General features: G+C 65.4%; 26 protein-coding genes and 4 pseudogenes. 22 read left to right on the top strand and 8 right to left on the bottom strand.

What is annotated here, in order from left to right:
- Positions 1-294, top strand: a pseudogene (locus RT91_RS09130) (IS110 family transposase); the annotation flags it as partial.
- Between the two features lie 1783 nt (positions 295-2077).
- Here the strand turns inward: RT91_RS09130 and RT91_RS09125 are convergent.
- Both RT91_RS09125 and RT91_RS09120 read right to left on the bottom strand, forming a co-directional pair.
- Positions 2078-3205, bottom strand: a complete 1128-nt coding sequence (locus RT91_RS09125) for a site-specific integrase (protein ID WP_035186914.1) — start codon at positions 3203-3205, stop codon at positions 2078-2080.
- A 160-nt stretch (positions 3206-3365) separates the two neighbouring features.
- A complete protein-coding gene (locus tag RT91_RS09120) occupies positions 3366-3680 on the bottom strand; it encodes a hypothetical protein (protein WP_035186911.1) in 315 nt (104 codons plus the stop codon).
- Between RT91_RS09120 and RT91_RS09115 the strand changes: the two genes are divergently transcribed.
- The 3 genes from RT91_RS09115 (at position 3679) to tnpA (ending at position 6360) form a co-directional block, all read left to right on the top strand.
- Entirely contained in the window at positions 3679-4827 is a 1149-nt protein-coding gene (locus RT91_RS09115) for a hypothetical protein (RefSeq protein ID WP_051788231.1), read from the top strand. The genes RT91_RS09120 and RT91_RS09115 overlap by 2 nt on opposite strands.
- Before the next feature lie 270 nt (positions 4828-5097).
- Positions 5098-5802 carry a glutathione S-transferase N-terminal domain-containing protein gene (locus tag RT91_RS09110; protein WP_035186936.1) on the top strand — a complete coding sequence of 235 codons (705 nt, stop codon included), beginning with the start codon at positions 5098-5100 and terminating at the stop codon, positions 5800-5802.
- Positions 5803-5913: 111 nt separating this feature from the next.
- Entirely contained in the window at positions 5914-6360 is a 447-nt protein-coding gene (gene tnpA / locus RT91_RS23025) for an IS66-like element accessory protein TnpA (RefSeq protein ID WP_082468572.1), read from the top strand.
- 46 nt (positions 6361-6406) lie between these two features.
- Here the strand turns inward: tnpA and RT91_RS20515 are convergent.
- Positions 6407-7118, bottom strand: a pseudogene (locus RT91_RS20515) (IS110 family transposase); the annotation flags it as partial.
- 389 nt (positions 7119-7507) lie between these two features.
- Here RT91_RS20515 and RT91_RS09100 point away from each other — a divergent pair.
- On the top strand, positions 7508-8683 hold the full coding sequence (locus RT91_RS09100) for a Fic family protein (protein WP_035186909.1): 1176 nt from the start codon (positions 7508-7510) through the stop codon (positions 8681-8683).
- Between the two features lie 629 nt (positions 8684-9312).
- A pseudogene (locus RT91_RS09095) lies at positions 9313-9453 on the top strand (IS256 family transposase); the annotation flags it as partial.
- A gap of 71 nt (positions 9454-9524) precedes the next feature.
- Here RT91_RS09095 and RT91_RS20510 read toward each other — a convergent pair.
- A pseudogene (locus RT91_RS20510) lies at positions 9525-10202 on the bottom strand (transposase); the annotation flags it as partial.
- A 30-nt stretch (positions 10203-10232) separates the two neighbouring features.
- Between RT91_RS20510 and RT91_RS09085 the strand changes: the two are divergent.
- From RT91_RS09085 to RT91_RS09070, 5 genes are all read left to right on the top strand, one after another.
- Positions 10233-10628, top strand: a complete 396-nt coding sequence (locus tag RT91_RS09085) for an ATP-binding protein (protein ID WP_275470329.1) — start codon at positions 10233-10235, stop codon at positions 10626-10628.
- 123 nt (positions 10629-10751) lie between these two features.
- Complete coding sequence (locus tag RT91_RS20505) at positions 10752-10910, top strand: helix-turn-helix domain-containing protein (RefSeq protein WP_275470328.1); 159 nt, start codon at positions 10752-10754, stop codon at positions 10908-10910.
- 176 nt (positions 10911-11086) lie between these two features.
- Positions 11087-12157 carry an FUSC family protein gene (locus tag RT91_RS09080; protein ID WP_082468569.1) on the top strand — a complete coding sequence of 357 codons (1071 nt, stop codon included), beginning with the start codon at positions 11087-11089 and terminating at the stop codon, positions 12155-12157.
- Between the two features lies 1 nt (position 12158).
- Complete coding sequence (locus RT91_RS09075; protein WP_035186905.1) at positions 12159-12371, top strand: DUF1656 domain-containing protein; 213 nt, start codon at positions 12159-12161, stop codon at positions 12369-12371.
- Between the two features lie 14 nt (positions 12372-12385).
- Complete coding sequence (locus tag RT91_RS09070) at positions 12386-13330, top strand: HlyD family secretion protein (protein ID WP_240314248.1); 945 nt, start codon at positions 12386-12388, stop codon at positions 13328-13330.
- An 11-nt stretch (positions 13331-13341) separates the two neighbouring features.
- Here the strand turns inward: RT91_RS09070 and RT91_RS09065 are convergent, their stop codons facing one another.
- Positions 13342-13839: an MFS transporter gene (locus tag RT91_RS09065; protein ID WP_205408959.1), complete on the bottom strand. Its 498-nt coding sequence runs from the start codon at positions 13837-13839 to the stop codon at positions 13342-13344.
- A 59-nt stretch (positions 13840-13898) separates the two neighbouring features.
- Complete coding sequence (locus RT91_RS09060; protein WP_035186903.1) at positions 13899-14807, bottom strand: LysR family transcriptional regulator; 909 nt, start codon at positions 14805-14807, stop codon at positions 13899-13901.
- Between the two features lie 141 nt (positions 14808-14948).
- Here RT91_RS09060 and benA point away from each other — a divergent pair, with 141 nt between their 5' ends.
- The 11 genes from benA (at position 14949) to RT91_RS09005 (ending at position 24536) form a co-directional block, all read left to right on the top strand.
- Positions 14949-16304, top strand: coding sequence for a benzoate 1,2-dioxygenase large subunit (gene benA, locus RT91_RS09055; protein WP_035186901.1), 1356 nt, complete (start codon positions 14949-14951; stop codon positions 16302-16304).
- Complete coding sequence (benB, locus tag RT91_RS09050; protein WP_051788229.1) at positions 16301-16813, top strand: benzoate 1,2-dioxygenase small subunit; 513 nt, start codon at positions 16301-16303, stop codon at positions 16811-16813. The genes benA and benB overlap by 4 nt, the downstream gene beginning before the upstream one ends.
- Positions 16814-16828: 15 nt before the next feature.
- On the top strand, positions 16829-17845 hold the full coding sequence (gene benC / locus RT91_RS09045) for a benzoate 1,2-dioxygenase electron transfer component BenC (RefSeq protein WP_035186898.1): 1017 nt from the start codon (positions 16829-16831) through the stop codon (positions 17843-17845).
- Position 17846: 1 nt separating this feature from the next.
- Positions 17847-18647 carry a 1,6-dihydroxycyclohexa-2,4-diene-1-carboxylate dehydrogenase gene (locus tag RT91_RS09040; protein WP_035186895.1) on the top strand — a complete coding sequence of 267 codons (801 nt, stop codon included), beginning with the start codon at positions 17847-17849 and terminating at the stop codon, positions 18645-18647.
- A gap of 66 nt (positions 18648-18713) precedes the next feature.
- On the top strand, positions 18714-19643 hold the full coding sequence (catA, locus tag RT91_RS09035) for a catechol 1,2-dioxygenase (RefSeq protein WP_035186893.1): 930 nt from the start codon (positions 18714-18716) through the stop codon (positions 19641-19643).
- Positions 19644-19695: 52 nt separating this feature from the next.
- Positions 19696-20850: a muconate/chloromuconate family cycloisomerase gene (locus tag RT91_RS09030; RefSeq protein WP_035186889.1), complete on the top strand. Its 1155-nt coding sequence runs from the start codon at positions 19696-19698 to the stop codon at positions 20848-20850.
- A 15-nt stretch (positions 20851-20865) separates the two neighbouring features.
- Positions 20866-21144 (top strand): muconolactone Delta-isomerase, encoded by a 279-nt coding sequence (gene catC, locus RT91_RS09025; protein ID WP_035186886.1) that lies wholly within the window; start codon positions 20866-20868, stop codon positions 21142-21144.
- Positions 21145-21171: 27 nt separating this feature from the next.
- Entirely contained in the window at positions 21172-21957 is a 786-nt protein-coding gene (pcaD, locus tag RT91_RS09020) for a 3-oxoadipate enol-lactonase (RefSeq protein WP_035186884.1), read from the top strand.
- Positions 21957-23159 (top strand): 3-oxoadipyl-CoA thiolase, encoded by a 1203-nt coding sequence (gene pcaF / locus RT91_RS09015; RefSeq protein WP_035186882.1) that lies wholly within the window; start codon positions 21957-21959, stop codon positions 23157-23159. Before pcaD ends, pcaF begins: the two co-directional genes overlap by 1 nt.
- A 4-nt stretch (positions 23160-23163) precedes the next feature.
- Positions 23164-23850 (top strand): 3-oxoacid CoA-transferase subunit A, encoded by a 687-nt coding sequence (locus tag RT91_RS09010; RefSeq protein WP_007421664.1) that lies wholly within the window; start codon positions 23164-23166, stop codon positions 23848-23850.
- Positions 23850-24536: a 3-oxoacid CoA-transferase subunit B gene (locus RT91_RS09005; RefSeq protein ID WP_035186879.1), complete on the top strand. Its 687-nt coding sequence runs from the start codon at positions 23850-23852 to the stop codon at positions 24534-24536. The genes RT91_RS09010 and RT91_RS09005 overlap by 1 nt, the downstream gene beginning before the upstream one ends.
- Positions 24537-24589: 53 nt before the next feature.
- On the opposite strand, the gene RT91_RS20500 is transcribed toward RT91_RS09005, so the two are convergent.
- Both RT91_RS20500 and RT91_RS08990 read right to left on the bottom strand, forming a co-directional pair.
- A protein-coding gene (locus tag RT91_RS20500) for an IS630 family transposase (RefSeq protein ID WP_408735335.1) occupies positions 24590-25536 on the bottom strand; the annotation gives its coding sequence in 2 pieces (ribosomal slippage) (positions 24590-25200 and positions 25200-25536; 948 coding nt in all).
- A gap of 279 nt (positions 25537-25815) precedes the next feature.
- A partial coding sequence (locus RT91_RS08990) for an IS110 family transposase (protein ID WP_035186918.1) occupies positions 25816-26112 on the bottom strand: 297 nt, incomplete at its 5' end.

Here is a 26112-nt window from a genome sequence, read left to right as displayed (position 1 = left end):
CGGCAAGGTGGCATCACCAAGGCGGGCAACGGCGCCGCCCGGCGGATGTTGATCGAGGCGGCCTGGAGTTACCGACATCCCGCCCGGGTCAGCCGGGAATTGCTGTTGCGCCAGGAAGGATTGCCCCGGCCGATCCGCGAGATCGCCTGGAAGGCGCAGTTGCGCCTCTGTCGGCGTTATCGCCGCCTGACCCATACCGGCAAGCAGGCCAATGTCGTCACCACCGCGATTGCCCGCGAGTTGGCCGGCTTTATCTGGGCCATCGCACGGAAGGCCGAAATCGCGGCCGGCTGAACAATCGGATATTCGAAGCATACCCGGGAGGTGCCCACACTGATCAAACCCATCTGCAGCCGGGCAAGGCTGGAGGCGCGGTCACGGCCGGAGAACCCTCGCAGCCACTATCAGCCGGGACTTTCCGACGCTGGTCCCTAGACCGAGGCAGCTCCACGACGCATCAGGTCCTGCGGTTCCAATCCGCGTATCAGAGGATGATCTACCGTCGTTTCGGGATTGCGCCTCCAGCCTTACCCAGTCGCAGTCAAACCGAACCGCTTGCTTGCTCATCAGCAAGCAGAAGAAATCTCTTGCCTGCAGCTTGAAATGGCGAACATGAGAGTGACCAATAGCGAATCGCGGCTACTGCTTCTCATTGATTCTACCCCATGGCAGCCCATGCCATTGTCGGTAGGTTCTGCCGACGGTGGAGATAGAAAGACTACGCGTTTTATCTCTGTCGCAAACCGAGCAGTCTTGTCGCCAGGCTTCCACGTCCGGAGGCGCGAAGCAGCATGCCCCGGGGTGCGATTGGACAACCCTCTTTTAGCCGTGACATATGATCGGCGATGCTCGGTGAGTCGGTGCCAAGTTTATATCTCTGGCACTACGGCTATTTGCACAACATATCTACTGCCGCGACACACCTGCCTGATAGGGCAGGTGATCGTTGAGGCCGTTCTTATCGGCTTCAATTTGTTTCTGCCAGCGACGGTCTGCATCGTGCTGGTTGTCCCGTCGTGATATCCGCGACGGCGCCGTCAACCTGGCGCTCTTGCTGTATCCACAGCAGTGCCGTGCTTTGCTCTATTGTCGGCATTTGTTCCTTTGGACCTTATTCTAAACCTTGGCACTTCATGCGAACGGCGCCAAAATATCCTGCGGTGCTTTGCCGCGCACTCTCAGCTAGACCTTGCACAGAGTTCCACCGCGATCCGGACGTCCCCGACTTCGATGGCGGCTTATCATTGTTTGATCTCGTCACAGAGCGACGCTCCAGGATTGTTTCCACCATTGAATTTTGTGATGTTAAGAACTCGCCCTATCTAGTTGACCGCGGTCAACAGCGATTATGCGGTGATCCTGATTGCCGACTCGATCAAGTGACGACGAATAATGAAACCGTGGCGCACCTCGTATTTAACTGATCCACTAGCTCCGGCAGATCCGACGCTCGCTCTACCAGACCAGCGCGAGGGAGTTGACCGCGGTCAACTTGGTGTCCCTCTGAGTATTCAAATGGTCTTCCTGTCCTGTAGCCGAATCTCGACGGCCGATCCGATCGATTGTGGCAATCTTGAATATAAAGATTGGTCAGTTTGCAGATGTTGACCGCGGTCAACAACGAGCGTCAACAAGATTGACGCGAAGCGTTGGAGCTACGCTGTTACAATGCAGGGTTCTTCCACTGTCGATCATATTCCGGTCGGTCTCGCCGCCGAAGGTTGCGTCTTTGCGCCAAGAATCGGGCTGAGAGCCGCCCGAAAATTTGAGCAGAGGGCAATCAGAAAAATCTCCCGCCAAGTGAAAAGTCAAATGCCTTGATACGAATTCATGTATCGCGCGCCAAGCCGAGAAAGCTAAGGTTGACCGCGGTCAACCCCATATAAGTCGTGCGCCTAAACGTCTTGTTTCGGCATCACGCCCGATAGTTGGACGTGCCGTTCAAAGCTCGACGTATGTTGACCGCGGTCAACTACGAGAAGCTCGGGCGGACGATCCCGACTTACTCTCCCTGCCAAATCGGGACGGGTGGTCCGTCTTCTATGCTACCTTCGACGGAGCGCCTCAACTTCAAGGCTCACAGCACCCCATCCAGCGGGTGCCCATCAAACAGGTCACCGAACTCCAGATACTCTCCGAGTACGTCATAGCTCTTGTGGCGGCCGAGCCGCTTCAGGCGGGCCGGATGGACGCCGCGCTCCATCCCGGTGGTGAGTGCGCCGCGCTTGAGGCTGTGCCCGCCCAGGTCACGCCGGCCGAACCCGGCCGCCATGGCCCGACGCTGGATGATCAAGGCCACGCTTTGCGGGGTGAGGGCCCGTTCACCGATGACCGGCCCCGGCGGCGCGGTCCGCTCGCGCCCCTTTCGGCCGGATGGCGGAGACCAGATCCGGCGGAACAATGGGCCCCGCTGCAGCCCCGCGGCGACCCGCCAGCGCTCAAGGGCATGCACCGGACAGAGTTCGGTATCGCCGTAGGGCAGGGCGACGGTGACCGCCTCGGCCTGGCTCCCTTTGGTCTGCGGCAGGGTCAGGCGGAGCCCCCGCTCTGACGGTGTCAGGTGCTCGATCCTGATGCCGGCGAGTTCCGAGCGCCGTAGCGCGCCGGCGAAGCCGACCAGGATCAGCGCGCGGTCGCGCAGGTCAGTCAGCTCGGTATCGCCGATCGGTGCCAGCAGCCGGCGGATCACCGTCGCTGTCGCCGCCACCTTCTTGCGCCGGATCTCGCCGCGGGAGGCAGCGTCACGCTGGATGCCCGCCATGGTCTCGGCGACGCAGGCATCATCGGTGGGCACCGGGCAGCCGGCGAGCCGGTGCAGGTAGCGGATCGCGGCGCGCCGGAGCTTCAGCGTTTCGGTCGAGACGCCGCGGCCGCGCTCATCGGCGAGGAACGCCGCGACATCCGCGCCGGAGGCGGGGAGGGGCGTCAGCCCGTGGTGGTCGCACCAGAGGCACCAGACGCGCACCGCGGCCCGGTAGGCGCGCCTGGTGTTGTCCGCCTTGGCCCGGCGGGCATAGGCGCTGGCGGCGCTGCGAGCGCCGGCGAGCGTGCCATCGGCCACCGGGACCGGCTCGTCCTCGATCTCGCTGAACCAGCGCCGGACCGCGTGCCCGTCGCCGGCGAGCGGGGGCGGGGAGGGCACCAGGCTGCCGGCCGATGGCGCGTCGGGGCGGTCTTGTGGTGCGAATGCGGTGTTTTCGGACACGCGGGGCCTCTCCTGAGCGCGAATCGGGCGGTTCTGCGCCCAGGATTCTATGATATTTATGTAGTAGCGACAACCAGACTTATCAGGAAAACAATTAAAAAATCCCGATCGCCCCCTGAAAAAGACGGTTATTTCGTGCTATATGGCATATGGAGCAAAATTACGGATCAAGATATTGATTTTCCGTTCGAGGAGTTTCGCAGCGTTCCGCCCAGCCCAGGCCCGATTCCTTTCCTCCATCAGGGGCCGGAGCAAAATTGGCGCGACTGCGGCGGTTCGGGGTTTTGCTCCACGGCCGCTCGTCGGGCCGGCCGGTCGAGACGATCGGCACGAGGTGGCCGGCGCGCAGCGCCTGCCAGGTCGGGTCGGTGACGGCGAGGTCGCGCATGGACGGCAGACGGGCGACCGTATCCACGAAATGCTTATGCACCCTCACCATCAGCCCGGTCGGCACGGCGGGGCCAAGGCACTTCATGGCTCCCCCTGAAACGCCGGCCCAGCAGCTTCTGATGATCGCCCTCGAGCGGGCGGCCGGCGCCTTTGCCCGGCTCGACCAGGCCCTCTCGATGCACCCGCTGCGCACCGCCTTCCTCTACCGGTTCCGCCTCGATGCGGTGCGCCGCCAGGCGATGGCGGACGGGCAGATGATCGAGCCGTGGCATCTCGCGGCCCTGCTCGAGGGGGTTCGGCTCCGCATGGACCCCTGGCTGAGTCTCGCCGAGCGGGGCGACATCTTCGATGCGGCCCGCCACGCGCTCTCGATGCACCAGTGGATCGTCGAGCCTGATTTTGATCAGGAGGGCGAGATCCAGCTGGCGATGAAGGCGATCGAGCGCGATGTCGCGCGCACCTCCCCGCTGCTCGGCGCGGCGCACGCGGCCCATGCCTGGCTGGCCGGGGGCGGGAGGCGGGCGCCGTTGCGGGGCGCACTGATCCGCGTCTGGCAGCAGAGCGGACTGCTGCACCTTCCGGTGCCGATCACCGGACCGCAGGCCCTCGGCGGCGACCTTCCCTTCGACCGGGAGAGCTGGATCCCGATTCTGCTCCATGCACTGGCGAACGAGGCCGCGGCCGCCCAGGACCTCCTCCGCGATCTCGAGCGGGCCTGGCAGGTTGCACGCGCTGCGATCGGCAAGCGGCGCAAGAACAGCCGGGCTGCCACGGCGGTCGATATCCTGGCGGCAACCCCGATCATCTCCGCGAAATCGCTCGCCGATCGGCTCGGCATGAATGTGGCGAACGCCCACGCCCTGCTCGGCGAGCTGCTCGAGGCCGGACTGGTCGTCGAGCTTTCGCGCCGCAGCAAGCGGCGGCTGTTCGGATTGTCGGGCATGGGCCGGATGCGTGACTACGTGGCGCCGCCACGCCGGCCGCAACCGGGGCGGGGAAGGGGACGGCCCCGGATCGAGCCCGAACTGCCGCTGCCTGCTCCACCCGCCGAGCTTCCGCCGGCGCCATCCGGTCGCGTCCTGCCCCGGCTCGCGTTCGACTTCAGCGATCTGGAAGAGGCCATGGCGGCAGCCGATGCCGCGATCCGCGAAACCAGGATCAGCCTCGATCGGATCCGTCAGGCCGGACGGCCGGAGACCGCCCCTCAATTCGACAGCGAAGATACGGCGTGAACGGGTTGAGCGATACCCGCAGGATGCGTCGCGCCCGGCGACCTGCCGTTTCCCCCTGCGCCGAAGTAAACCGAGAGGTGCTTCTTGCCGGCCGTTGACACTTGATATGACATTCAACCTGGAAGACGTTAGCATATCGCTGCTGCTTGGAGACAGGCTTCGCGCCTTACCTCATCGAGCCTGCCGAAAGTGACCATCAAGATATCGGCCAGACGTTGCCGTCGGTGAGCGTGACCGTACAATTTCGAAGTCACAAGGATGAAGCAAAATATGCCCGATCTTTCGGCCTTCCCAGTTACTCGGCGCTGGCCGCCGCAACATCCCGATCTGCTCCAGCTCTATTCGCTGCCGACGCCCAACGGGGTGAAGGTTTCGATCATGCTTGAGGAAATCGGCTTGCCTTACGAAGTTCATCTCGTCGACTTCAACAACAACGACCAGAAGACGGCGGAATTCTTGTCGCTCAATCCAAACGGAAGAATTCCGGCGATCCTCGATCCCAATGGACCTGACGGCAAGCCGATGCCGCTCTTCGAGTCCGGCGCAATTCTGCAATATCTCAGTGAAAAGACCGGTAAGCTTATCCCTATCGAGCCCTCACGCCGCTGGCAGACCATCCAATGGGTACACTTCCAAATGGGCGGGATCGGCCCGATGTTTGGGCAGCTGGGCTACTTCCACAAATTCGCGGGTCAGGAGATTGAAGACAAGCGGCCGCTCGAGCGCTATGTCAACGAGTCCAAGCGCCTGCTTGATGTCATCGAGCAACGTCTTGATGGCCGCCAATGGATCATGGACGACGAGTACACGATTGCCGACATCTCCATGCTCGGTTGGGTGCGCAATCTGATTGACTTCTATAGCGCCCGCGAGCTCGTCGAGTTCGATAGTCTGACGCACGTACCTCGCTGGCTGGAGCAGGGCCTGGCGCGCCCAGCCGTGCAACGCGGACTGAATATCCCGAAGCGGCTATGAGCTGAACACCCTGAGAGTGCTCATGACCGGCCCCCAGTGAGTCCATCCGGTGTGAACCGCCTGCCGGTACGGCGAGGAGGCGTGCATAAGAGCGCTGCTACGAGCTGATTCATGGTAAGGGGCGGCGGGCGGATGGAGATTATCACGGGGGTAGAGCGCCGGCGCCGCTGGCGGGATGAGGACAAGCTTCGGATTGTGGCGGAGGCTGAGGCGCCGGGTGCGGTGTTTGCGCTGGTTGCACGGCGGCACGAGATTTCGAGAGGGCAATTGTGGAAGTGGCGCGGTCAGGTTCGGCGTGGTGAGTTGGTGCCGGTGCCGATGGTACCGGAATTCATTCCAGTGCGGGTAATGGCGAGTGCGGCACTGTCGATGCCGCGGGCGGCAGGCAAGTCAGCTTCGGTGAACGACGCGAGCGTTGATCCGATGTCGCAGAGGCGAGCCACGCGATGCGATGCGAGCCGGATCGAGATCGTGCTGCAGGACGGGACGTGTGTTCGGGTTGATGATGGAGTTGGGGGTGCCGCCTTGCGTCGGGTGCTGACGGCGGTGCGGCGGTGATCCCGGTCTCGGCCGGTGTGCGGATCTGGCTGGCGTCGGGGCATACGGGGTCATCGACCGCCGAACGATAGGTGATCGCGACAAGAGCCCCGAAGCCGGTCGCACTCATCAGCCTCCGGCAAACCTGGTCTCTTCGCGCGATCTTCAGCATCTCGCGATGCAGGCGAGTGAACTCGTTCCATAACGCGGATCTCGCCTGCAGCATGGCGCCGATCACCATCTCGAGCATCGCATGGCCATCGGTGAGTTCGCGAACTCGCGGTTCAAAGCACCCGCGGCTGACTTCCCCGACCTTGAGACCAAAGCCTCTCAGGATGCCTCGGATGCTGAGCTCCACATCCAGCAGCTTGGCCTGCAGCAGCTTGCGGCCGACAAGCAGGGCCCGAACCTCCTGGCAGGCCGCTGACTTGGCATGAACCGGCCGATACCACCCCATGCGCAGCAACTGCGCGATGCCCCGCGCATCCTTCCGATCCGTCTTCACCGTCATCGCTGACAGCGCGGCCTTCACATGCCGCGTTTCCAGCAGCACCACCTCGAAGCCGGCATCCGCAAGCCCATCCCGTAGCCATTGCGATAGCGGGCCTGCTTCCATCCATGCCGATCCGGCTCACCGAAAAGCCAAGCCCAGCGATCAGGTTGCAAAGCGCTTCGGGTTCGCTCGCGACTTTCGTCTCACGGACAAGCTTCCCATTGGCGTCAACCACGCAAACGCTGCTCTCTTTCAGCGAAACGTCGATCCCAGCATAATACTCCACGGCTGTCCCCCGATGATGCTTGGGGCCGAACCATTCGGACCCCGTTCAACACACCATCACTCTGCGGGACAGCCACCTCTCCGCCTAGCGCCAGGTTCTCGGCCCATTACGGCATCTAGTTTGGAGAGTGAAATCGATGGTTGCCGCGTGTGAACGGGAATTGCCCACCGAAGGTGGTCCAACTTCCCTCAAACTTGCGGCTTGTGGCGCAACGCGGATTAGGTTGGCCGAGGGCTCAAGTATATCGAGCCATGCCACATCCTCTCCTGTCGCGCCACCAATCGCCGCCCGTGCGGCGTCCTGTCGGCAGCCTTGAATTAGCCCCGTTCGCTATTAAGATATATAGCGATAAGCTTTAATAAAAGACTGGGCTAATTAAAGGATCGCGGATGGCAGACGGAGAGAACCAAAGGCTCGGCGCATATGTCGAAACGAGCGCGGGAGGCGAGCGTGTGCGCGCCTATGTGCCTGCGCCGCTGCCGCCGAATCCGCCGCTCGAACTCGGGCGGTTCATGCAGGTCTATGAACGCGCCATTGCCGCGGTCGGGCGCCTGGACGGTGTGACGACTGTCTTGCCTTCAACGCCTTTGTTCCTCTACATGTACGTCCGCAAGGAAGCCCTGCTGTCCTCTCAGATCGAGGGGACGCAATCCTCGCTGTCGGACCTGCTGCTGTTCGAAAATCATGAAGCGCCGACCGTCGAACTCGACGACGTGACCGAGGTCTCGAACTACGTCGCGGCGATCGAGCATGGCGTCTCCCGGATGCGGGGCGGATTTCCCCTGTCGCTCCGGCTGATCCGCGAAATGCATGCCATCCTGCTCAAGTCGGGACGGGGCGCCGCGAAGCAACCGGGCGAGTTCCGCCGCTCGCAGAACTGGATCGGCGGAACCCGACCCGGCAACGCGCTGTTCGTACCGCCACCGCCGAATCGGCTGGACGAATGCCTCGCTGCGCTCGAGCGCTTCCTGCACAGCGAGGATGCGGCAATGCCCCCGCTCATCAGGGCGGGCCTGGCTCACGTCCAGTTTGAGACGATCCACCCTTTTCTCGACGGCAACGGGCGCCTGGGTCGGCTGCTCATCACGCTGATCGTGTGCGAGGCGGGGGTACTGCGCGAGCCGATCCTCTATCTCAGCCTGTTCCTGAAATCCCGACGCGACGACTATTACCGGCTCCTGCAGGAGGTCCGCCAGGCTGGGACCTGGGAGACCTGGATGGAGTTCTTCCTGACCGGCGTCGCGGAGACTGCGGAACAAGCCTCCGCGACGGCGCGCGATCTGATCGCCATGTTCGACGTCCATAGGCAGCAGATCGCTGGCCTCGGCCGTGCGGCCCCGTCGGCGCTCCGGGTCCACGATTTGATTCAAGCCAGCCCTATCGTCACCATCCAGACTGTCTCCGAGAAACTCGCCATATCATTTCCAACCGCCAGCACGGCATTGGAAAATCTCGCCAAGATCAACGTCGTGCGTGAGACCACGGGACGGCAGCGCGGCCGGATCTACGCCTATTCGGAGTACCTCGCCTTGCTCGATCACGGCACAGATCCACTTCCAGCCTGAAAAGGGGACTGTCCAGAATCTGGGTAAGCATCCGGTGAAACTTTCAATTACCCACAATTCCGGGGCCTCCTGAGTGGCCGGAATCTCAGCCATGCATCAGGTTGTTCCCGTTCCGTCAACATATATTCGCACCCCGAAAATCGAGAGAAAAATGCACGTTTAAGCACAAGCACAGATTATCCAAATAAAACAGCATGATAAGGGCGTTACAGCGCGGCTTAAAAGACGTCCAAGTACGCAAAATATGATCAAAATTGTGCAAAAATAGCCTAAAAATTGTGACTTTTGGGTGCTGCCCCCCTGAGAGACCGCTCGAACTCCAGAGTGCACATTTTTGACTCAAAAAATGATCAATTTTGGTGAAATTTTGCCGAAAAATCATGTCCTATGTGGGTTCCGGATGCAAGGTAATGATAACAAGACAGCAGCAGAACTACCGCACTAAACTAGACGCAGTAACGGGGGTATAGAGCGGTAAGGAAAGGTGTCGGGAAGCGGGGTGATAGGGGGTGAAAAATATGGGGTAAGTGAGTGGTGTTCGGTCGTGGTTGAAAACGCAGTTTGAAACGGTGGTAGGGCGCGGATGGCGGGGAAGCGGGAAGGGACGGTGGGTAGAAAGGAAGACCCATATGGCACGACGGAGAGCGCCGGCGATCCCGGACGAATTGCTGGACCAGCTTCTGGCTGGGGGAGACGCGGCGGCAGCGCTGAATTCCGGGGATCTGGTGAACGCGCTGAAGAAGGCTCTGGCGGAGCGGGCCCTGAGCGCGGCAGAGGTCGCGTCGCGGAAGATGTGGAAATTGCTCTGGGCGACGTCTCCGGTTTGGGGAAGATGACGAGGTCAGGCGACGAGATCAAGATGCATTGAGGCGGGAGGCTCTCCGAGGCTCTGCCACCCGTCGACTTTGCGCATGGTGATCTGGCCGGAGGCAAGCAATGACCAGAACAACATGGCTGCGGTCTCGGCCGAAGGCAGGACGGTCTGGGTTTTGATCCTGCGCTTGAACTCCTCATGCAGGCGTTCGATGGCATTCGTGGTTCTGGCGGATTTCCACTGACTTTGAGGCAATCGTGTGAAGGTGAACAGCCGATCGCCGGCTTCTTCGAGGCTGTCGGCCACGCCACGGCATTTCAGCCGCCATTTGACCAGGAACAGCCGGCGCCGGCGCATCACCTCGGCACTGGTTTCGGCGTAGATCATGTCATTGTAGTCGGCCGTGATCTCCTCGTGCAGCGCCTCCGGCGCGTGCGCGAGCAGATTTCGATGCTTGTGCACCGTGCAGCGCTGCGTCGGCACCTCCGGCCACAGGCATGCCAGGGCGCGTTCGAGGCCGGCACCGCCATCGATCAGCAGCAATTCCGGTGTGCGCAGGCCGCGGGCGATCAGATCATCGAGCACGGCGCGCCAGGCGGCCTCGCTTTCGCCTCCCATGTTCTTCACCGCCAGCAGCAGCTTCTGCCCGTCGCGACGGACACCGAGAACGACCAGCAGCGAGATATTGGTCGCTTTCCGGTCGAGTCCGTGGGGTTCATGACGGCGGCTGGCCTGGTGCACCAACTGATGGAGGCACGGGACGAGCGCCGTTTGCTGAGACTGCAGGCGCAGCTTGCCAGTCTCAAACTCCTGATCATCGATGAACTGGGTTACGTGCCGTTGTCGCAGACCGGTGCAGAATTGCTGTTCGAGGTATTCAGCCAGCGGCACGAGCGCGGCTCGACCATCGTCACCTCGAACCTGCCCTTCGAGGATTGGACGAGCGTCTTTGGCGCCGAACGGCTGGCCGGTGCGCTGCTCGACCGTCTCACGCACCACGTCCAGATCCTGGAGATGAACGGCGAAAGCTACCGCCTGAAGCAATCCCGCGCCCGGCGCCCGAAGGGTATCGAAAAGGCCGGTGACGACCCGCCTCATGATCCTGAGACCGGCGAAATCAACGACAGCTGATACCACCGCCAAGCAGGCTGCGGATATGAGAACGGCCCCTGCAGGGGCCGTTCTCATATCCGTCACGTCACAATCCAGTGGCTGGTTTTTACGCCGCCACGCCGGCCTGGTTTTGATCCGCCGTTGACAGATCTCGCCGATTATCTCGGCCTGACCATCGAAACCGTCTCCCGCCAGCTCTATTCCCTACGCAAACAGGGCGTGATTACGGTAACCAAAAATTACAATATCTTGGTGATCAAGTCTCGCGCATTGGCCAAAATAAGTCAAGACAGCGTCTGAATTCAGCCTGTCGCTATTCCAGTATGTCTCCGCCAGCCAACGAACCAGCACACCAATTATACCCAGTCGATAGTTTCGCCGGATAGATACCGCGCCATTCAGCATTGATTTGGTATAAGTCTAAGTTGGTGCGGGGACTAACTCGCGGTTGCGGTCGCGAATACCTCTCATGGGCCATGAGTGCCCTTCAATCCCCATCCGCCACGCAGAGCCTGCGCGGTGCCGCAGCGGACTTGCTGCGCGACCTGCCATCGGACGCGGCTTTCGCGCTGCGCACGTCGGCAGCGTCGTTGCTGGCACTCTATCTCGCCATGTCGCTGCATCTCGACACGCCGAGATGGGCGGCGTGGACGGTGCTGACCGTGAGTGTTCCCTCGCTCGACCATGCCTTCGTCAAATCGTTCTACCGCATGATCGGCACGATCATGGGGGCGGCGGCCGGCATCGTCATCGTCGCGCTGTTCGCGCAGAGGCCGCTGGCTTTCGATCTTGCGATGGCTTTGTGGGCGGGGGCGTGCGCCTTCGTCGGCACCAGGGTCCGCCAGTATCAGACTTATGCGCTCGCGCTGACCTGGCTGACTACGGGGATCGTGTCCTATGGCAGTGTGGCGGATCCGAATGGCGCGTTTATCGTCGCGGCGAACCGCACGGCTGAGGTCGCACTCGGCATTCTCTGCGCTGGCGGTGCGGCGATCTTGTTCGATGGGCACCGGGCGGCGACGCTCGTTCATGCCGCCTCGCCAGTGCCGGGCCAGGCCAGGCGCAACGGCGTACGGGCGGCTCTTGCCGTTATGCTGGCCAGCATGTTCTGGTATGTGTCGCAGTGGCAGGATGGGCCGTTCTTCGTTTTGATGTCCGGCGCCGCGGCGCTGCTCTTCGCGGCGCATCCATCGAAAGTCACGGCGACGCTCGGCATGTTGCGCGGGTTTCTGCTGGGGACGCTACTGGGCCTGTTCGTCCGGTTCGCGCTGTTCACACGCAGCGCGAGCTTCGGCGAGGAGGCGCTCGTGCTGCTGCCCTTCCTGATGCTCGGCGGGATCGGCCTTGCCGATTCCCGGACCCAGAGCTCGGCGACCGGCTACAACCTCGCCTTCATTCTCGCGGTCGATCCAGCCAATACGCTGTCATTCGATCTCGGAGCCGCGCTCAATGAGGCGATGGCGATGATTTTCGGTGTGCTCGTCTCAATCGGCGCCTTTCTCGTCCTCGTGCCGATCCGTGACCTGCTGCACCGGGATGGTGCCTGAGATGATGCCCGTGCTTGCCGAAATGTCGATGTTCGGGATCGGGATCGAGCCGGCGGTGCCGATGCTGCTGCTCGCGGTATTGCTAACCGACATCCTCCGCCGGGGGCTGACCCGCCTGCGGATCGACCGGGCGGTGTGGAACTGGCCGCTGTTCATGCTTTCCATCTATGTCTGCACTGCCGCTGCACTCATCCTCGGGATGCGGCAGCTGTGATTTCCGGAGACGACATGCTCGAAACCATCCAGGGGCGGACCTTGCCACGCCCGACCTCGCCCGCGGCGGCGCCGGCGCGGCGTTATCGGCCGATCTTTTCCGGCCTCGCGACGATCATCGTCGTTGCAGCGGCGCTCTGGCTCGGCTTTGCCGCCTGGCATCGCTACGACGCCACGCCCTGGACGCGGGATGCGCGAGTCCGCGCCTTCGCCGTGACGGTGGCGCCGGAGATTTCGGGCCGGATCGTCGCGATTGCGGTTCACGACAATGAGTTTGTGCGCAAGGGGCAGGTCCTGTTCAGGATTGAGCCGGCGGATTTCGCCAACCGGCTCGCGGTGGCGAGGGCGACGCTCGCCGCCGATCGGGCGATCGCGGGGATGAAGGCGGCGGATGCAGCGCGGCGCGCGCGGCTGCCCTCGATCGCGGTTTCGGCGGAGACGCGGGACAATGCTGCCGCCGCCGCACAAGCCGCCGCCGCCCGCGTGCAGGCGGACGAGGCGAGTGTTGCGCAGGCCGCGCTCGATCTAGCGCGCACGGTGGTCCGCGCGCCGGTGAGCGGCACGATCACCAATCTCACCGCCCATGAAGGCGATTATGCCCATGCCGGCAGCGGCGTGATCACGATGGTCGATACCAGAGAACTCTGGGTGACCGCGTATTTCGAGGAGACTGAGCTTGACCAGATCAGGCCGGGTGAGCCGGCCCGGATCGAACTGATGTCCGACCCCGGCCGGGTGCTGGATGGCCATGTGCAGGGGATCGGACGCGGGATTGCAGATGCCAACATGCAGGATGCACGCAGCGGTCTGCCGCGCGTCGATCCGGTGTATTCATGGGTGCGGCTGTCGCAGCGGATTCCGGTTCATGTGACGCTCGACCATGTGCCGCCGAGCATGTTCCTCGCCGCCGGCATGACCGCGACGGTGCGCATCGTCGCCCCGGCGGCGCGCGGGCGCTGAACGAGGCGGCGCTATTCTGCGGCGCGCGGCAGATCCCGCATGAGCCAGCCGCCGGATGCGGCGACGAGGACGGCGGAGATCCAGAGTGCCGGAAGGGTTGCGTGGGCGAACTGCGCGATGAGGCGGAGCGCGACGGCGCCGAGCACGTAGCCGGTGTCGCGCCAGTAGCGGTAGGTGCCGAGCGCCTTGCCACGGATCAGCGGTGCCGCCTGGTCCGACATCGCAGCGATGAGGTTCGGGTATAGGAGCGCCATGCCGAGGCCCATGACGATTGCCCCCGGCAGCCAGAGCGACACATCGCGCCCGGCCGCCGTGATCGCGATGCCGGCGGCAAGGAGGAAAAACCCGACGATCACCGGGGCGCGGCGGCCGACCCGGTCGCCCAGATGGCCGGTCCAGAGCTGCGAGACGCCCCAGACCATGGCGTAGGTCCCAGTCAGCCAGCCGATTTCCACCAGCTTTGCTGTGGAGCTTTCAGCAAAAAGCCCTTGCCATGAGCCGATCCACATATGGGTCAGAGCCCAAAATGGACATGATGTGCCAAGGTTGATCGACAATTCATCCGCGATCATGCGCTGAACGCGACGCCTTTGGTTTGGTAGAGTTGCCGGAGCAGGCGGAGGATCAGGTCGACCTCCGATGAGGGGTCGTGCCGGCGGGTGCTCATGATGATCGGCGAGACGGCGGCCGGGGCGTCCAGCGGACGATAGGCCACGTTGTCGCGTCGCAGGTGCTGCACGCAGGCAGGCACGATGCAGATCCCGCTCTCCGCCGCGACGAGGCCGAGCGCTGTCTGCAATTCGCGAACCTCGTGCAAGGCGGCGGGGCGCAGCCCGGCATCGCGGAACAGGGCGAGAACCTGGTCGGCATAGCTCGGCCGCGGCGCCTTGGGATAGACGATCAGAGGCTCGGCTTGCAATTGCGCGAGGGTGAGGGCGGTGGAGCCGCGGCTGAGCGGGCCCGAGCGCGGCACCGCGACGATGAGGTTTTCGTTGCGCAGCAACCGGCGTTCGAGCGCGGGATCCTCGAACGGGATGCGGCCGAAGCCGACATCGATCCGGCCTTCGCGGAGCGCTTCCATCTGTTCGAGCGAGGTGAGTTCCTGCAGCGTCAGCACCACGCCGGGCCGCGCCTCGCGGAAGCGGCGGATGACTTCCGGCAGGTAGCCATAGAGCGTCGAGGCGACGAAGCCAACGCGCAGGTGGCGCCGCTCGGTCTCGGCGAGGCGCTGCGCCATGCTGCGGATGCCGTCGATCCGTTCGAGCACGTCGACAGCCTGGTCGAACACCAGCTTGCCGGCCTCGGTGAGGCGGATCGGCCGGCTGCCGCGCTCGATCAGCGCGATGCCGAGCTCGTCCTCGAATTGCTGGATCTGCCGGCTCAGCGGCGGCTGGGCGATGTTCAGCCGCGCGGCGGCGCGGGTGAAGTTCCGCTCGCGTGCGACTTCCACGAAATAGCGCAGCTGCCGCATCTCCATCGATACCTCCAAGGTATTGAAGCGACCAATTCAGTCTTGGACGCCATAGTTAAGGCGGGTCTACGCCTTTGCTCAACAGAAAACTGACCTGCCGGGTATCGCCACAACGATCCGGGCGCCGGCTGTAGCGAGGGACTGGAAATGCACGACAGAGTGATGCGCGCGATCGAGACAGCGCTCGATGACCGGCCGACGGACGGAGTGTTCAGGGTCAGCCGCGACATCTTCACCGACCCCGAGATCTTCGAGCTGGAGATGAAGCACATCTTCGAGGGCAACTGGATCTATCTTGCCCATGAAAGCCAGATCCCGCAGCCGAACGACTATCTGACGCTGCATATGGGCCGCACACCGGTCGTCATCACGCGGGACCGCAAGGGCGAACTGCGCGCCTTCATCAATGCGTGCAGCCATCGCGGCGCGATGCTCTGCCGGCACAAGCGGGCCAGCAAATCGACCTTCACCTGCCCGTTCCATGGCTGGACCTTCAGCAATACCGGCCGTCTGCTCAAGGTGAAGGACCCCGAGAACGCCGGCTATCCCGAAGGCTTCAACGCCGAAGGCTCGCACGATCTCACCCCGGTGGCGCGGTTCGAGTCCTATCGCGGTTTCCTGTTCGGCAGCCTGAACCCGGATGTGCAACCGCTGGCCGCGCATCTCGGCGATGCGGCGCGGATGATCGACCTGATCGTCGACCAGTCGCCGCAGGGGCTGGAAGTGCTGCGCGGCAGCTCGACCTATGTCTATGACGGCAACTGGAAGCTCCAGACCGAGAACGGTGCGGATGGTTATCATGTCAGCGCCGTGCACTGGAACTATGCCGCCACCACCAGCCGGCGGAAGACCGAGGCGCGGGTGGACAATGTGCGGGCGATGAGCGCCGGCGGCTGGGCGCGCCAGGGTGGCGGGTTCTACTCGTTCGAGAACGGCCATCTGCTGCTGTGGTCGCAATGGGAAAACCCCGAGGACCGGCCGAACTGGGACCGGCGCGAGGAACTGACCGAAAGCGTCGGCGCGGCGCGGGCCGAGTGGATGGTGCAGCGTTCGCGCAATCTCTGCCTATATCCGAACGTCTATCTGATGGACCAGTTCGGCTCGCAGATCCGCCAGTTCCGGCCGCTCTCGGTCGATCGCACCGAGGTGACGATCTACTGCATCGCCCCGGTAGGCGAGGCGCCGGAGGCGCGGGCGCGGCGGATTCGTCAATACGAGGATTTCTTCAACGCGAGCGGGATGGCGACACCCGACGATCTCGAGGAGTTCCGCTCCTGCCAGATGGCCTATCAGGGCCGCGCCGCGCGATGGAACGACATGTCGCGCGGGGCGGCGCACTGGATCGAGGGGCCGGACGAGGCGGCGCGGGCGATCGGCATCGCGCCGCTTCTGAGCGGGCGGCGCACCGAGGATGAAGGCCTGTTCGTGATCCAGCACGCCTTCTGGCGGGATGCGATGCGCCGCGCCCTCGGGCGGGAAGCAGCACCCGGAGACGCGTCATGAGCCTCTGTCTCGACAGCGACGCTGCGCTGCATCAGCGGATTGCCGATTTCCTGCATCACGAGGCGCGCTGCCTCGATGACCGGAAGTGGGACGCCTGGCTCGCCTGCTACGCGCCGGATGCGGAGTTCTGGATGCCCGCCTGGGACGATGACGACCGGCTGATCGAGGATCCGCAGACCGAGATCTCGCTGATCTGGTACGGCGACCGCGCCGGGCTGGAGGACCGGGTGTTCCGCATCCGCACCGACCGCTCCAGCGCGACCAGCCTGCCTGAGCCGCGCACCTCGCACAATATCAGCAATGTCGAGCTGATCGCGCGCCAGGGCGACATCGCCGAGATCCGGTTCAACTGGCTGACGCTGAGTTATCGTTACCGGACCACCGACCTTTATTTCGGCACCTCGTTCTACACGCTCGACCTCGCCGGCACGGCGCCGCTGATTCGGCGCAAGCGTGTCGTGCTCAAGAACGACTGCATCCATCAGGTCGTCGACATCTATCACATCTGACCCGGAGCCCATGCCATGACCGCGAGGATCGCGCTGAATTTCGAGGACGGCGTCACCCGGTTCGTCGATTGCCGGGCCGGCGAGACCGTGGCCGATGCCGCCTATCGCGAGGGGATCAACATTCCGCTCGACTGCCGCGACGGCGCCTGCGGCACCTGCAAGTGCCGGGTGCAGTCCGGCGCGTTCGACGCCGGATCGTATATCGAGGAGGCGCTCGATGCCGAGGCGGCGGCGGCGGGCTTCGCGCTCGCCTGCCAGATGCAGCCGCGCTCGGATCTCGCGATCGACATTTTCGCCACCAGCGCGGCCTGCCGCACGGCGCCGCAGACGATCGAGGCAACGCTTTCCGCCGTCGAGCTGCTATCACCGACGGCGATCGGCTTCAGCGTCGAGACCGCGGCACCGCTCGGCTTCCTGCCGGGACAATATGTCAATGTCGGGATTCCCGGCACCGCGGAAACCCGCGCCTATTCCTTTGCCTCGGCGCCGGGGCGCACGCGGGCGACGTTCCTTGTCCGTAACATTCAGGAGGGGCGGATGAGCTTGTTCCTGCGCGGGGCGACGCCGGGTGTGCGGCTGTCGCTCACCGGGCCATCCGGCAGTTTCTACCTCCGCGATGTCTCCCGGCCACTGCTGTTCCTCGCCGGCGGCACCGGCCTTGCGCCGTTTCTCGCCATGCTGGAGCAGCTCGCCGGCGAGGGGTGCGCGCAGCCGGTCCGCCTCGTCTATGGGGTGACCCGCGACGAGGATCTGGTCGGCTGCGACCGGCTCGATGCGCTTGCCGCCCGCTTGCCGGGCTTTTGCTACCGCACCGTGGTCGCCGCCGAGGCAAGCGCGCATCCGCGGCGCGGCTATGTCACCGGACATGTCGAGCCCGACTGGCTCAATGGCGGCGATGTTGATGTCTATCTCTGCGGGCCGCCGCCGATGGTCGATGCCGTGCGCGGCTGGCTCGGCGGTGCCGGGGTGGCTCCCGCCGCCTTCCATTACGAGAAATTCGCGCCAGCAATCGCGCCGCGGGTGGCGGCCTGAGATGGACGGCTTGGTGCATCCGGGCCGCTTTGCCGGCAAGGTCGCGGTGGTGACCGGGGCGGCGCAGGGGATTGGCCGCGCGGTGGCGCTGCGGCTGGCCGCCGAGGGGGCGGCGCTCGCGCTGATCGATCGCGCGGCGCTGGTCGATCAGGTGCGCGACGAGGTGGAGGGCGCCGCCGGGGCCATCGCGCTGCATGAGGATCTGGAGACCTGGGAGGGCGCCGAGGCGGCGATGGCCGGCGCGCTCGCGCGATTCGGGCGGATCGACGTGCTGGTCAACAATGTCGGCGGCACGATCTGGGCGATGCCCTATGAGCGCTACGACGCGCCGCGCATCGAGGCGGAAATCCGCCGCTCGCTGTTTCCCACGCTCTGGTGCTGTCGCGCGGCGCTGCCGGCGATGCTCGCCGCACGGCAGGGGGCGATCGTCAACGTGTCGTCGGTGGCGACGCGGGGCATCAACCGGGTGCCCTATGCCGCGGCGAAGGGCGGGGTGAACGCCATCACCACGTCGCTCGCCTTCGAATGCGCCGAGCGCGGGGTGCGGGTCAACGCGGTCGCACCGGGCGGGACCGAGGCGCCGCCGCGCCTCGTGCCGCGCAACCCGGCCGAGCCCGCGCCGTCCAGCGCCGAGAGCCGTTTCTGGTGGGACCAGGTGGTCGAGCAGACCCGCGCGACGAGCCTGATGCACCGCTACGGCACGGCCGATGAGCAGGCCGCGGCGATCCTGTTCCTCGCCTCCGACGAGGCGTCCTACATCACCGGCGTCACGCTTCCCGTCGCCGGTGGCGATCCAGGCTGAACCGAAGGCGGCCGGCAGGTGCCGGGACCGTCGCAACGCCGGAGCGATCCGGCACAGGAGGAAACGATGACCACTTCCCTTATGCAAACCCCCCATGTGACCGAGTTGCTGGCCCGCGCTTCCGGCCTTGACCAGCCGGGCGGCGATGCGCGGCTGAAGCGCATCGTCGGGCGGATCGTCGCCGACATCTGCCGCACGGTCGAAGAGTTCGACGTGAGCCCCAGCGAGTTCTGGACCGCGGTGGGGTATCTCACCCGGCTCGGCCAGGCGAACGAGGGCGGGCTGCTGGTGGCCGGCCTCGGCATCGAGCATTTTCTCGACCTCGTGCTGGACGCGCGCGAGCAGGCGGCGGGGCTTGCCGGCGGGACGCCGCGCACGATCGAGGGGCCGCTCTGGGTTCCAGGCGCGCCGCTCTGCAAGGGCGAGGCGCGGCTCGACCAGGACCCGGAAGCCGGCGAGGCGCTGTTCATGGAAGGCCAGGTGAGGGATATCGAGGGGCGGCCGGTTGCCGGCGCCATCGTCGATGTCTGGCACGCCAACACCAAGGGCGGCTACTCGCATTTCGACCCCTCGCAGAGCCGCTACAACCTGCGCCGGCGGATCGAGACCGACGCCGAGGGCCGCTATCGCTTCCGCTCGATCCTGCCGGCCGGCTATGGCTGCCCGCCGGAGGGGCCGACGCAACAGCTGCTCGACCGGATGGGCCGCCACGGCCGGCGGCCGGCGCATATCCATTTCTTCGTCACCGCGCCGGGCTTCCGCAAGCTGACCACGCAGATCAACATCGAGGGCGACGAATACCTGCATGACGATTTCGCCTTCGCCACCCGCGACGGGCTGATCCCGCCGGTCGTGCATCATGACGATCCGGCCGAGATCAACGCGCGCGGCCTCAACGAGCCCTTCGCGACCATCGCCTTCGACTTCGTGCTGAACCGCGAGGCGGCGGATCTGCCCGGCGTCGAGGTTGCGCGCGCCCACGCCGAAGCGGCCTGACCCACAAGGGTGCCGCCGGCTTGCGGCGGCGCCCGCTCAGCCTGGAGTTTCCATGCCCGATTCAATTCCCTTCGACGTTGCCGCGCGGGATGTGGCGATCCGCGCCATCGGCGCTACGATCGTCGATGTTCCGACCGTCCGCCGGCACAAGCTGGCGCAGACCGCGGTTTCGGCGCAGAGCTACGTGATCGTCCGTGTGCGGCTGGCCAATGGCGCGGAGGGGATCGGCGAGGCCGCGACCCTTGGCGGGCCGCGCTGGAGCGAGGAGAGCGTGGAGGCGATGAAGGCGAATATCGATGCCTATCTCGCCCCGGCGCTGCTCGGCCATCCGGCCGACCGGATCGCGCAGGCGCGCTGCCGGCTCGACGCGGCGGCGAAGCGCAACAACGCCGCCAAGGCGGCCATCGAAGCCGCGCTGTTCGATGCGCTGGGACAGACGCTTGGCGTTCCCGTCGCGGTGCTGCTCGGCGGCATCGTGCGCGACCGTTTCCCGGTATTGTGGACGCTCGCCTCCGGCGATGCGGGCCAGGAGATCGAGGAGGCGGAGCAGAAGCTCGAAGCCCGCGAGCATCGTGTTTTCAAGGTGAAGCTAGGCGCGCAGGCGCCGGAGGCGGATCTCGCGCGGATGCAGCGGATTGCCGCGGCGCTCGACGGGCGGGCCGAGCTGATCGCCGATATCAACCAGGCCTGGGACGAGACGATGGCGCGGCGCTGGCTGCCGGCGCTGCACGCGCTCGGCCTGCGGCTTGCCGAACAGCCGCTGCCGGCCTGGAACCTCGCCGGCATGGCGCGGCTGCGCGGGCAGGGTGGCATGCCGCCGCTGCTCGCCGATGAGAGCGTGTTCGACCCGCACGACATGCTGGCGGTGGCCCAGGCCGGGGCTGCGGATGCGGTCTCGCTCAAGCTGGTCAAGCATGGCGGGCTGCTCGGGTTGCAGCGCGTCGCTGCCGTGGCCGACGCTGCGGGGATCGGGCTTTACGGCGGTTGCCTGCTCGAAAGCTCGGTGGGGGCGGCGGCGCATCTGCACGCCTTTGCCGCACTTCCCGTGCTGGAATGGGGCTGCGAGCATTTCGGCCCCCGCATCCTCACGAACGATCTTGCCGAAGCCCCGCTGCGCTATGAGGATTTCCATGTTCTGCTGCCGCCCGGACCCGGCCTCGGCGTCCGGCTCGACGAGGCGGCGTTCGCCCGCTTTGCCCGCACCTGATCAGGAGACAGACCGATGCTCTATCATGTCCGCATGGACGTCCACCCGCCGCGCGACCTGCCGCAGGCCGAGTTCGACCGCCTGAAGGCCGCCGAGAAGGCGCGCGCCATCGAGCTTCAGCGCGATGGCGTATGGCGGCATCTCTGGCGCATCGCCGGCGCTTACGCCAATTTTTCGATCTTCGACGTGCCGGATCACGACACGCTGCACGACATTCTCAGCACCCTGCCGCTGTTTCCGTTCATGACGATCGAGGTGATGCCGCTGGCGCGGCATCCTTCAGCGATCGGCTGATGGCCGCAGCCGGAGGGCAACGCTGACATGTTCACGATTGTCGACGACATCGCCATCCACGCCCGGATCGACGGCGCAGCGGATGCCCCCGCGCTCGTCCTGCTCCATTCTCTCGGCACTAGCGCCGCAGTCTGGGAGCTGCAGGTCGAATGCCTGCGGCAGCACTTCCGCGTCATCTGCCCGGATCTTCGCGGGCACGGCCTGACCGAGGCGACGCCGGGCGATTACACCATCGCCGGCCTAGCCGGCGATGTCACCGGACTGCTCGATCGGCTTGGTATCGCCCGCGCCCATCTCGGAGGGCTGTCGATCGGCGGCATGGTCGCCCAGCATCTCGCCACAGCGACGCCTGAGCGCTTCGCCTCGCTCGCCCTCTGCGACACAGCCATGGCGATACCGCCGGCCTCGCTCTGGCAGGAGCGCGCCGCGCTCGTGCGGCGCGACGGGCTTGGCGCGATCGAGGAGGTGGTGCTGGCTCGCTGGATCTCGCCTGCCTGCATGAAAACCGCGGCCGGGCGAGGGCTTCGTATGATGTTCCGCCGCACCAGCGTCGAGGGCTATGCCGGCTGCGCCGCGGCGATCGCCACTGCTGATCTGGCATCGCGCATCGCGGGCCTCGCCATCCCCACCCTCGTCCTGATCGGCGCGCATGACGAGGCGACACCGCGCGCATCTGCCGAAGCGCTCTGCGCCGCACTGCCTCAGGCGCGTCTCGTCGTCATCGATGATGCTGCGCACATTCCGACAGTCGAGGCACCGGACGCGGTAACCGCAGCGTTGCTCCACTTCTTCTTGTCGCAAGGGGAAAGATGATGACCGAGGCTTTTATATGTGAGTATGTGCGGACGCCGTTTGGGCGTTATGGCGGGACGCTTTCGTCGGTTCGCGCGGACGATCTGGCGGGGGTGGCGATCCGCGGGGTGGTGGCGCGGGCGGCGGGGCTTGATCCGGCGGCGATCGACGAGGTGCTGTTCGGCTGCGCGAACCAGGCGGGCGAGGACAACCGGAACGTCGCGCGGATGGCGCTGCTGCTGGCGGGGCTGCCGGAGAGCGCGCCGGGCGCGACGGTCAACCGGCTGTGCGGCTCGGGGCTGGATGCGGTGGGGAGTGCGGCGCGGGCGATCCGGCTGGGCGAGGCGGCGGTGGCGATCGCCGGCGGGGTGGAGAGCATGACCCGCGCGCCGTTCGTGATGCCGAAGGCGGGGGCGGCGTTCGAGCGGTCGAACGCGGTGTATGACACGACGATCGGCTGGCGTTTCGTCAACCCGCTGATGAAGGCGCAATACGGCGTCGACGCGATGCCGGAGACGGCGGAGAACGTCGCCGCCGATTTCAACATCTCGCGGGTGGACCAGGACGGGTTCGCGCTGGCGAGCCAGCGCAAGTGCCAGGCGGCGACCGAGGCTGGCTTCTTCGCCGGCGAGATCACCCCGGTGACCATTCGCGGCCGCAAGGGCGACACGGTGGTCGACACCGACGAGCATCCGCGCCCGGAGACGACGCTGGAGGGGCTGGCGAAGCTGAAGACGCCGTTCCGCGATCCCGGCACGGTGACGGCGGGCAATGCGTCGGGGGTGAATGACGGGGCGGCGGCGCTGATCCTCGCCTCGGCGGCGGCGGCGCAGGCGCATGGGCTGACGCCGCGCGGGCGCGTGGTCGGCATGGCGACGGCGGGTGTGCCGCCGCGGATCATGGGCATGGGCCCGGCACCGGCGGTGAAGAAACTGCTGGCGCGGACCGGGGTTTCGCTCGACGCGGTGGACGTGATCGAGCTGAACGAGGCTTTCGCGGCGCAGGCGCTGGCGGTGACGCGGGATCTCGGGCTTGCGGATGACGACCCGCGGGTCAACCCGCATGGCGGGGCGATCGCGCTTGGGCATCCGCTGGGCGCGTCGGGCGCGCGGCTGGCGGGCACGGCGCTGCGGGCGCTGGAGGCGCGAGGTGGCAGGCTGGCGATCGCGACGATGTGCATCGGTGTCGGCCAGGGCATCGCGGTGCTGATCGAGCGGGTGTGAGGCGATGATCGACAAGTTCGTGGCCTCGGTCGAGGCGGCGCTGGAGGGGATTGGCGATGGCGCCGCGATCATGGTGGGCGGGTTCGGCGCGGTGGGGCAGCCGAACGCGCTGGTCGACGCGCTGGCGGCGCGCAACCTGCGGGGGCTGACGCTGATCGCCAACAACGCGGGCGGGGATTTCGGCGGGATGCCGAAGCTGATCGAGCGCGGGGCGATTGCCAGGGTGATCTGCTCTTATCCGCGGGCGAGCCGGCGGACGGCGTTCGACGAACTGTATGAGGCGGGGAAGATCGAGCTGGAACTGGTGCCGCAGGGCACGCTGGCGGAGCGGATCCGTGCCGCGAATGCCGGGATTCCGGCGTTCTTCACGCCGACCTCGGCGGGGACGGAGCTTGCTGCGGGGAAGGAGACGCGGCGGATCAACGGGCGGGACTGCGTGCTGGAATACGCGATCGAGGCGGATTTCGCGCTGATCGAGGCCTGGGCGGCGGACCGGTGGGGGAACCTGACGTTCCGGCGGGCGGGGCGCAACTTCAACCAGATCATGGCGGGGGCTGCGAAGGTGACGGTGGCGAGCGTGCATCGTCGGGCCGAACTCGGCGCGCTGGATCCGGACCGGATCGTGACGCCGGGCGTGTTCGTCGACCGGGTGGTGCTGGTGCCGGAGCCGATGGAAGGGGAGGCGGCGTGATGGAGGGGACGACGATGCGGCGGGGCTGGTCGCGCGCGGAGATGGCCGCGCGGGTGGCGGCGGACATTCCCGAGGGCTGGGTGGTGAATCTCGGCATCGGGCTGCCGACGCAGGTGGCGAACCATGTGCCGGCGGCGCGGGAGGTGATCTTCCATTCCGAGAACGGCATCCTGGGGATGGGACCGGCGCCGGACGCGGGGGCGGAGGACCCGTTCCTGATCAACGCGGGCAAGCAGCCGGTGACGCTGCGGCCGGGGGCGTCGATCGTCGGGCAGGCGGACAGTTTTGCGATCATCCGCGGGCGGCACCTCGATCTGTGCGTGCTCGGCGGGTATCAGGTCGCGACGAACGGCGATCTTGCCAACTGGTCGGTCGGGCGCAAGGGCGTGGCGCCGGCGGTGGGCGGGGCGATGGACCTCGGCGCCGGGGCGGCGCGGGTCTGGGTGCTGATGGAGCACTGCACCAGGGAGGGCGAGCCGCGGCTGGTGGAGCGCTGCACCTATCCGCTGACCGCGCTGGGCTCGATCACCCGCGTCTATACCGATCTCGCCGTCATCGACATCACGCCTGCGGGCTTCGTGCTGCGCGACGTGGCACCGGGCGTGACCGCCGATCAGGTGCGCAGCCTGACCGCCGCCCCGCTGGCCGGCGAAAGGACGGCGGCCGGCATCGGGGCTGCCGACTGATCATCCGCCCGCGGGTGAGGGGCGTCCCGGCCCAGCCCTAGAGCGGTAGCCGATCATATTGGATCATATCCAGCTGCGGCGAACATGTTTTGGCATTCTGCGGGTGTGATGAGGTCGACGAGTTGTCCGATTGCGGCCCAAAGGGTGTCGATGGTCCGCGCGCCCTCTTTTCGCAGCAAGGCTTTGAGCTTGCTGAAGGCGTTCTCGATGGGGTTGAAGTCCGGGCTGTAAGGCGGGAGGTGGCGCAATTCAGCGCCTGCCGCTTCAATCAATTCGTGCACCCTCGGCCCTTTGTGGCTGGACAAGTTGTCCATCACGACGATGTCGCCAGGCCGCAAGATCGGCACCAGGCCCTGCTCGATCCAGGCCTCAAACACCATCCGATTGACCGGGCAGTCGATTACGAAGGGGGCAACGATGCCGCTGTTGCGCAGGCCGGCTATCACCGTCGTGGTCTTCCAGTGGCCATGCGGCACACTCATCCGCAAGCGTTCACCGCGCCGACAGCGGCCATGGCGACGGGTCATATTGGTGCTGGCCCAAGTTTCATCGACAAAGATCAGCCGGTCAGGGTCGAGATCTTCCTGGCCTTCAAACCAAGCCCACCGCCGGCTCAGGACGTCAGGGCGCTCCTGCTCGGCGGCGTGCGCGGTCTTTTTTTGCGCGTGATGTGATGCCGCTGGAAGAAGCGCCTCAGCGTCCCGTAACCGAATTGGTGGCCCTGTGTGGCCAGCGCGCTGCGCAGTTCCTCAATCGTCGCATCGCGCATCTGCTCCAGCAGGTCGAGAACCACATGCGCCTGCTTCTCGATCCGCCCAGAGCGTCGGTCGCCACCATGTCGACCGGGCTTCAGGTTCCCCTGCGCGCTCAGCAGGCTGCGCCACCGACTGACGCTCGCTGCGCTGACACCAAACCGTGCCGCCGCCTCGCGGTGCGTCGCTCCCTGTTCCACAGCCGCCACCACACGGCCCCGCAGATCCTCCGAAAGAGTCTTTGCCATTCCTGCCGGCCTCCTTCACCAGCACGGATTCTGAATCATGTGTGGACGGCCCGTTGGGTTCAAGTCGTTAAAGCAGAATTTGGTATCGGTTCGAATGCGGTCATGTGTCCGGCCTTTGACGCGGTGGTCTGACCGCTGGCCCAGATGGGTGCCGCGAGCAACATCCAAACAGAAATTGCGGCATGGAACTGCCGTAGATTCAGACGGATTTTGTTGCTCGTCGGTTCGACCGATAACCATCTCCTGTTTGCCCCTAAACCCTCGGCACCGGCGCGCGGATCAGGCGGCTACCGGCTGACGCCGATACGCTTCACCACGCGCCATCATGGCCCAGATGATCCGGGCCATCTTGTTGGCCAGAGCGATCGCCGCGACCTTGCGCGGCTTCCGCTCCAGCAATTGCAACAGCCAAGCGGTCGCTGATTTGCTGCCTGGTTTAGCGAAGCGGATCACCGCCATCGCCCCGACCACGAGCAACTGCCGCAACCTCTCATTGCCTGCCTTACTTATCTTTCCCATACGATGCTTGCCGCCGGTGGAATGCTCTCGCGGAGTCAGCCCGAGCCACGCTGCAAA

This window comes from Acidiphilium sp. JA12-A1 (assembly GCF_000724705.2).
Lineage (GTDB): Bacteria > Pseudomonadota > Alphaproteobacteria > Acetobacterales > Acetobacteraceae > Acidiphilium > Acidiphilium multivorum.
This window is presented reverse-complemented; position numbering and strand designations above follow the sequence as displayed.

Coding starts and splice junctions, on each gene's coding strand:
- RT91_RS09115 (WP_051788231.1), top strand. CDS start 3,679: ATGGCTCCCCCTGAAACGCCGGCCCAGCAGCTTCTGATGATCGCCCTC.
- RT91_RS09120 (WP_035186911.1), bottom strand. CDS start 3,680: ATGAAGTGCCTTGGCCCCGCCGTGCCGACCGGGCTGATGGTGAGGGTG.
- RT91_RS09110 (WP_035186936.1), top strand. CDS start 5,098: ATGCCCGATCTTTCGGCCTTCCCAGTTACTCGGCGCTGGCCGCCGCAA.
- tnpA (WP_082468572.1), top strand. CDS start 5,914: ATGGTAAGGGGCGGCGGGCGGATGGAGATTATCACGGGGGTAGAGCGC.
- RT91_RS09100 (WP_035186909.1), top strand. CDS start 7,508: ATGGCAGACGGAGAGAACCAAAGGCTCGGCGCATATGTCGAAACGAGC.
- RT91_RS09080 (WP_082468569.1), top strand. CDS start 11,087: ATGAGTGCCCTTCAATCCCCATCCGCCACGCAGAGCCTGCGCGGTGCC.
- RT91_RS09075 (WP_035186905.1), top strand. CDS start 12,159: ATGATGCCCGTGCTTGCCGAAATGTCGATGTTCGGGATCGGGATCGAG.
- RT91_RS09070 (WP_240314248.1), top strand. CDS start 12,386: ATGCTCGAAACCATCCAGGGGCGGACCTTGCCACGCCCGACCTCGCCC.
- RT91_RS09065 (WP_205408959.1), bottom strand. CDS start 13,839: ATGTGGATCGGCTCATGGCAAGGGCTTTTTGCTGAAAGCTCCACAGCA.
- RT91_RS09060 (WP_035186903.1), bottom strand. CDS start 14,807: ATGGAGATGCGGCAGCTGCGCTATTTCGTGGAAGTCGCACGCGAGCGG.
- benA (WP_035186901.1), top strand. CDS start 14,949: ATGCACGACAGAGTGATGCGCGCGATCGAGACAGCGCTCGATGACCGG.
- benB (WP_051788229.1), top strand. CDS start 16,301: ATGAGCCTCTGTCTCGACAGCGACGCTGCGCTGCATCAGCGGATTGCC.
- benC (WP_035186898.1), top strand. CDS start 16,829: ATGACCGCGAGGATCGCGCTGAATTTCGAGGACGGCGTCACCCGGTTC.
- RT91_RS09040 (WP_035186895.1), top strand. CDS start 17,847: ATGGACGGCTTGGTGCATCCGGGCCGCTTTGCCGGCAAGGTCGCGGTG.
- catA (WP_035186893.1), top strand. CDS start 18,714: ATGACCACTTCCCTTATGCAAACCCCCCATGTGACCGAGTTGCTGGCC.
- RT91_RS09030 (WP_035186889.1), top strand. CDS start 19,696: ATGCCCGATTCAATTCCCTTCGACGTTGCCGCGCGGGATGTGGCGATC.
- catC (WP_035186886.1), top strand. CDS start 20,866: ATGCTCTATCATGTCCGCATGGACGTCCACCCGCCGCGCGACCTGCCG.
- pcaD (WP_035186884.1), top strand. CDS start 21,172: ATGTTCACGATTGTCGACGACATCGCCATCCACGCCCGGATCGACGGC.
- pcaF (WP_035186882.1), top strand. CDS start 21,957: ATGACCGAGGCTTTTATATGTGAGTATGTGCGGACGCCGTTTGGGCGT.
- RT91_RS09010 (WP_007421664.1), top strand. CDS start 23,164: ATGATCGACAAGTTCGTGGCCTCGGTCGAGGCGGCGCTGGAGGGGATT.
- RT91_RS09005 (WP_035186879.1), top strand. CDS start 23,850: ATGGAGGGGACGACGATGCGGCGGGGCTGGTCGCGCGCGGAGATGGCC.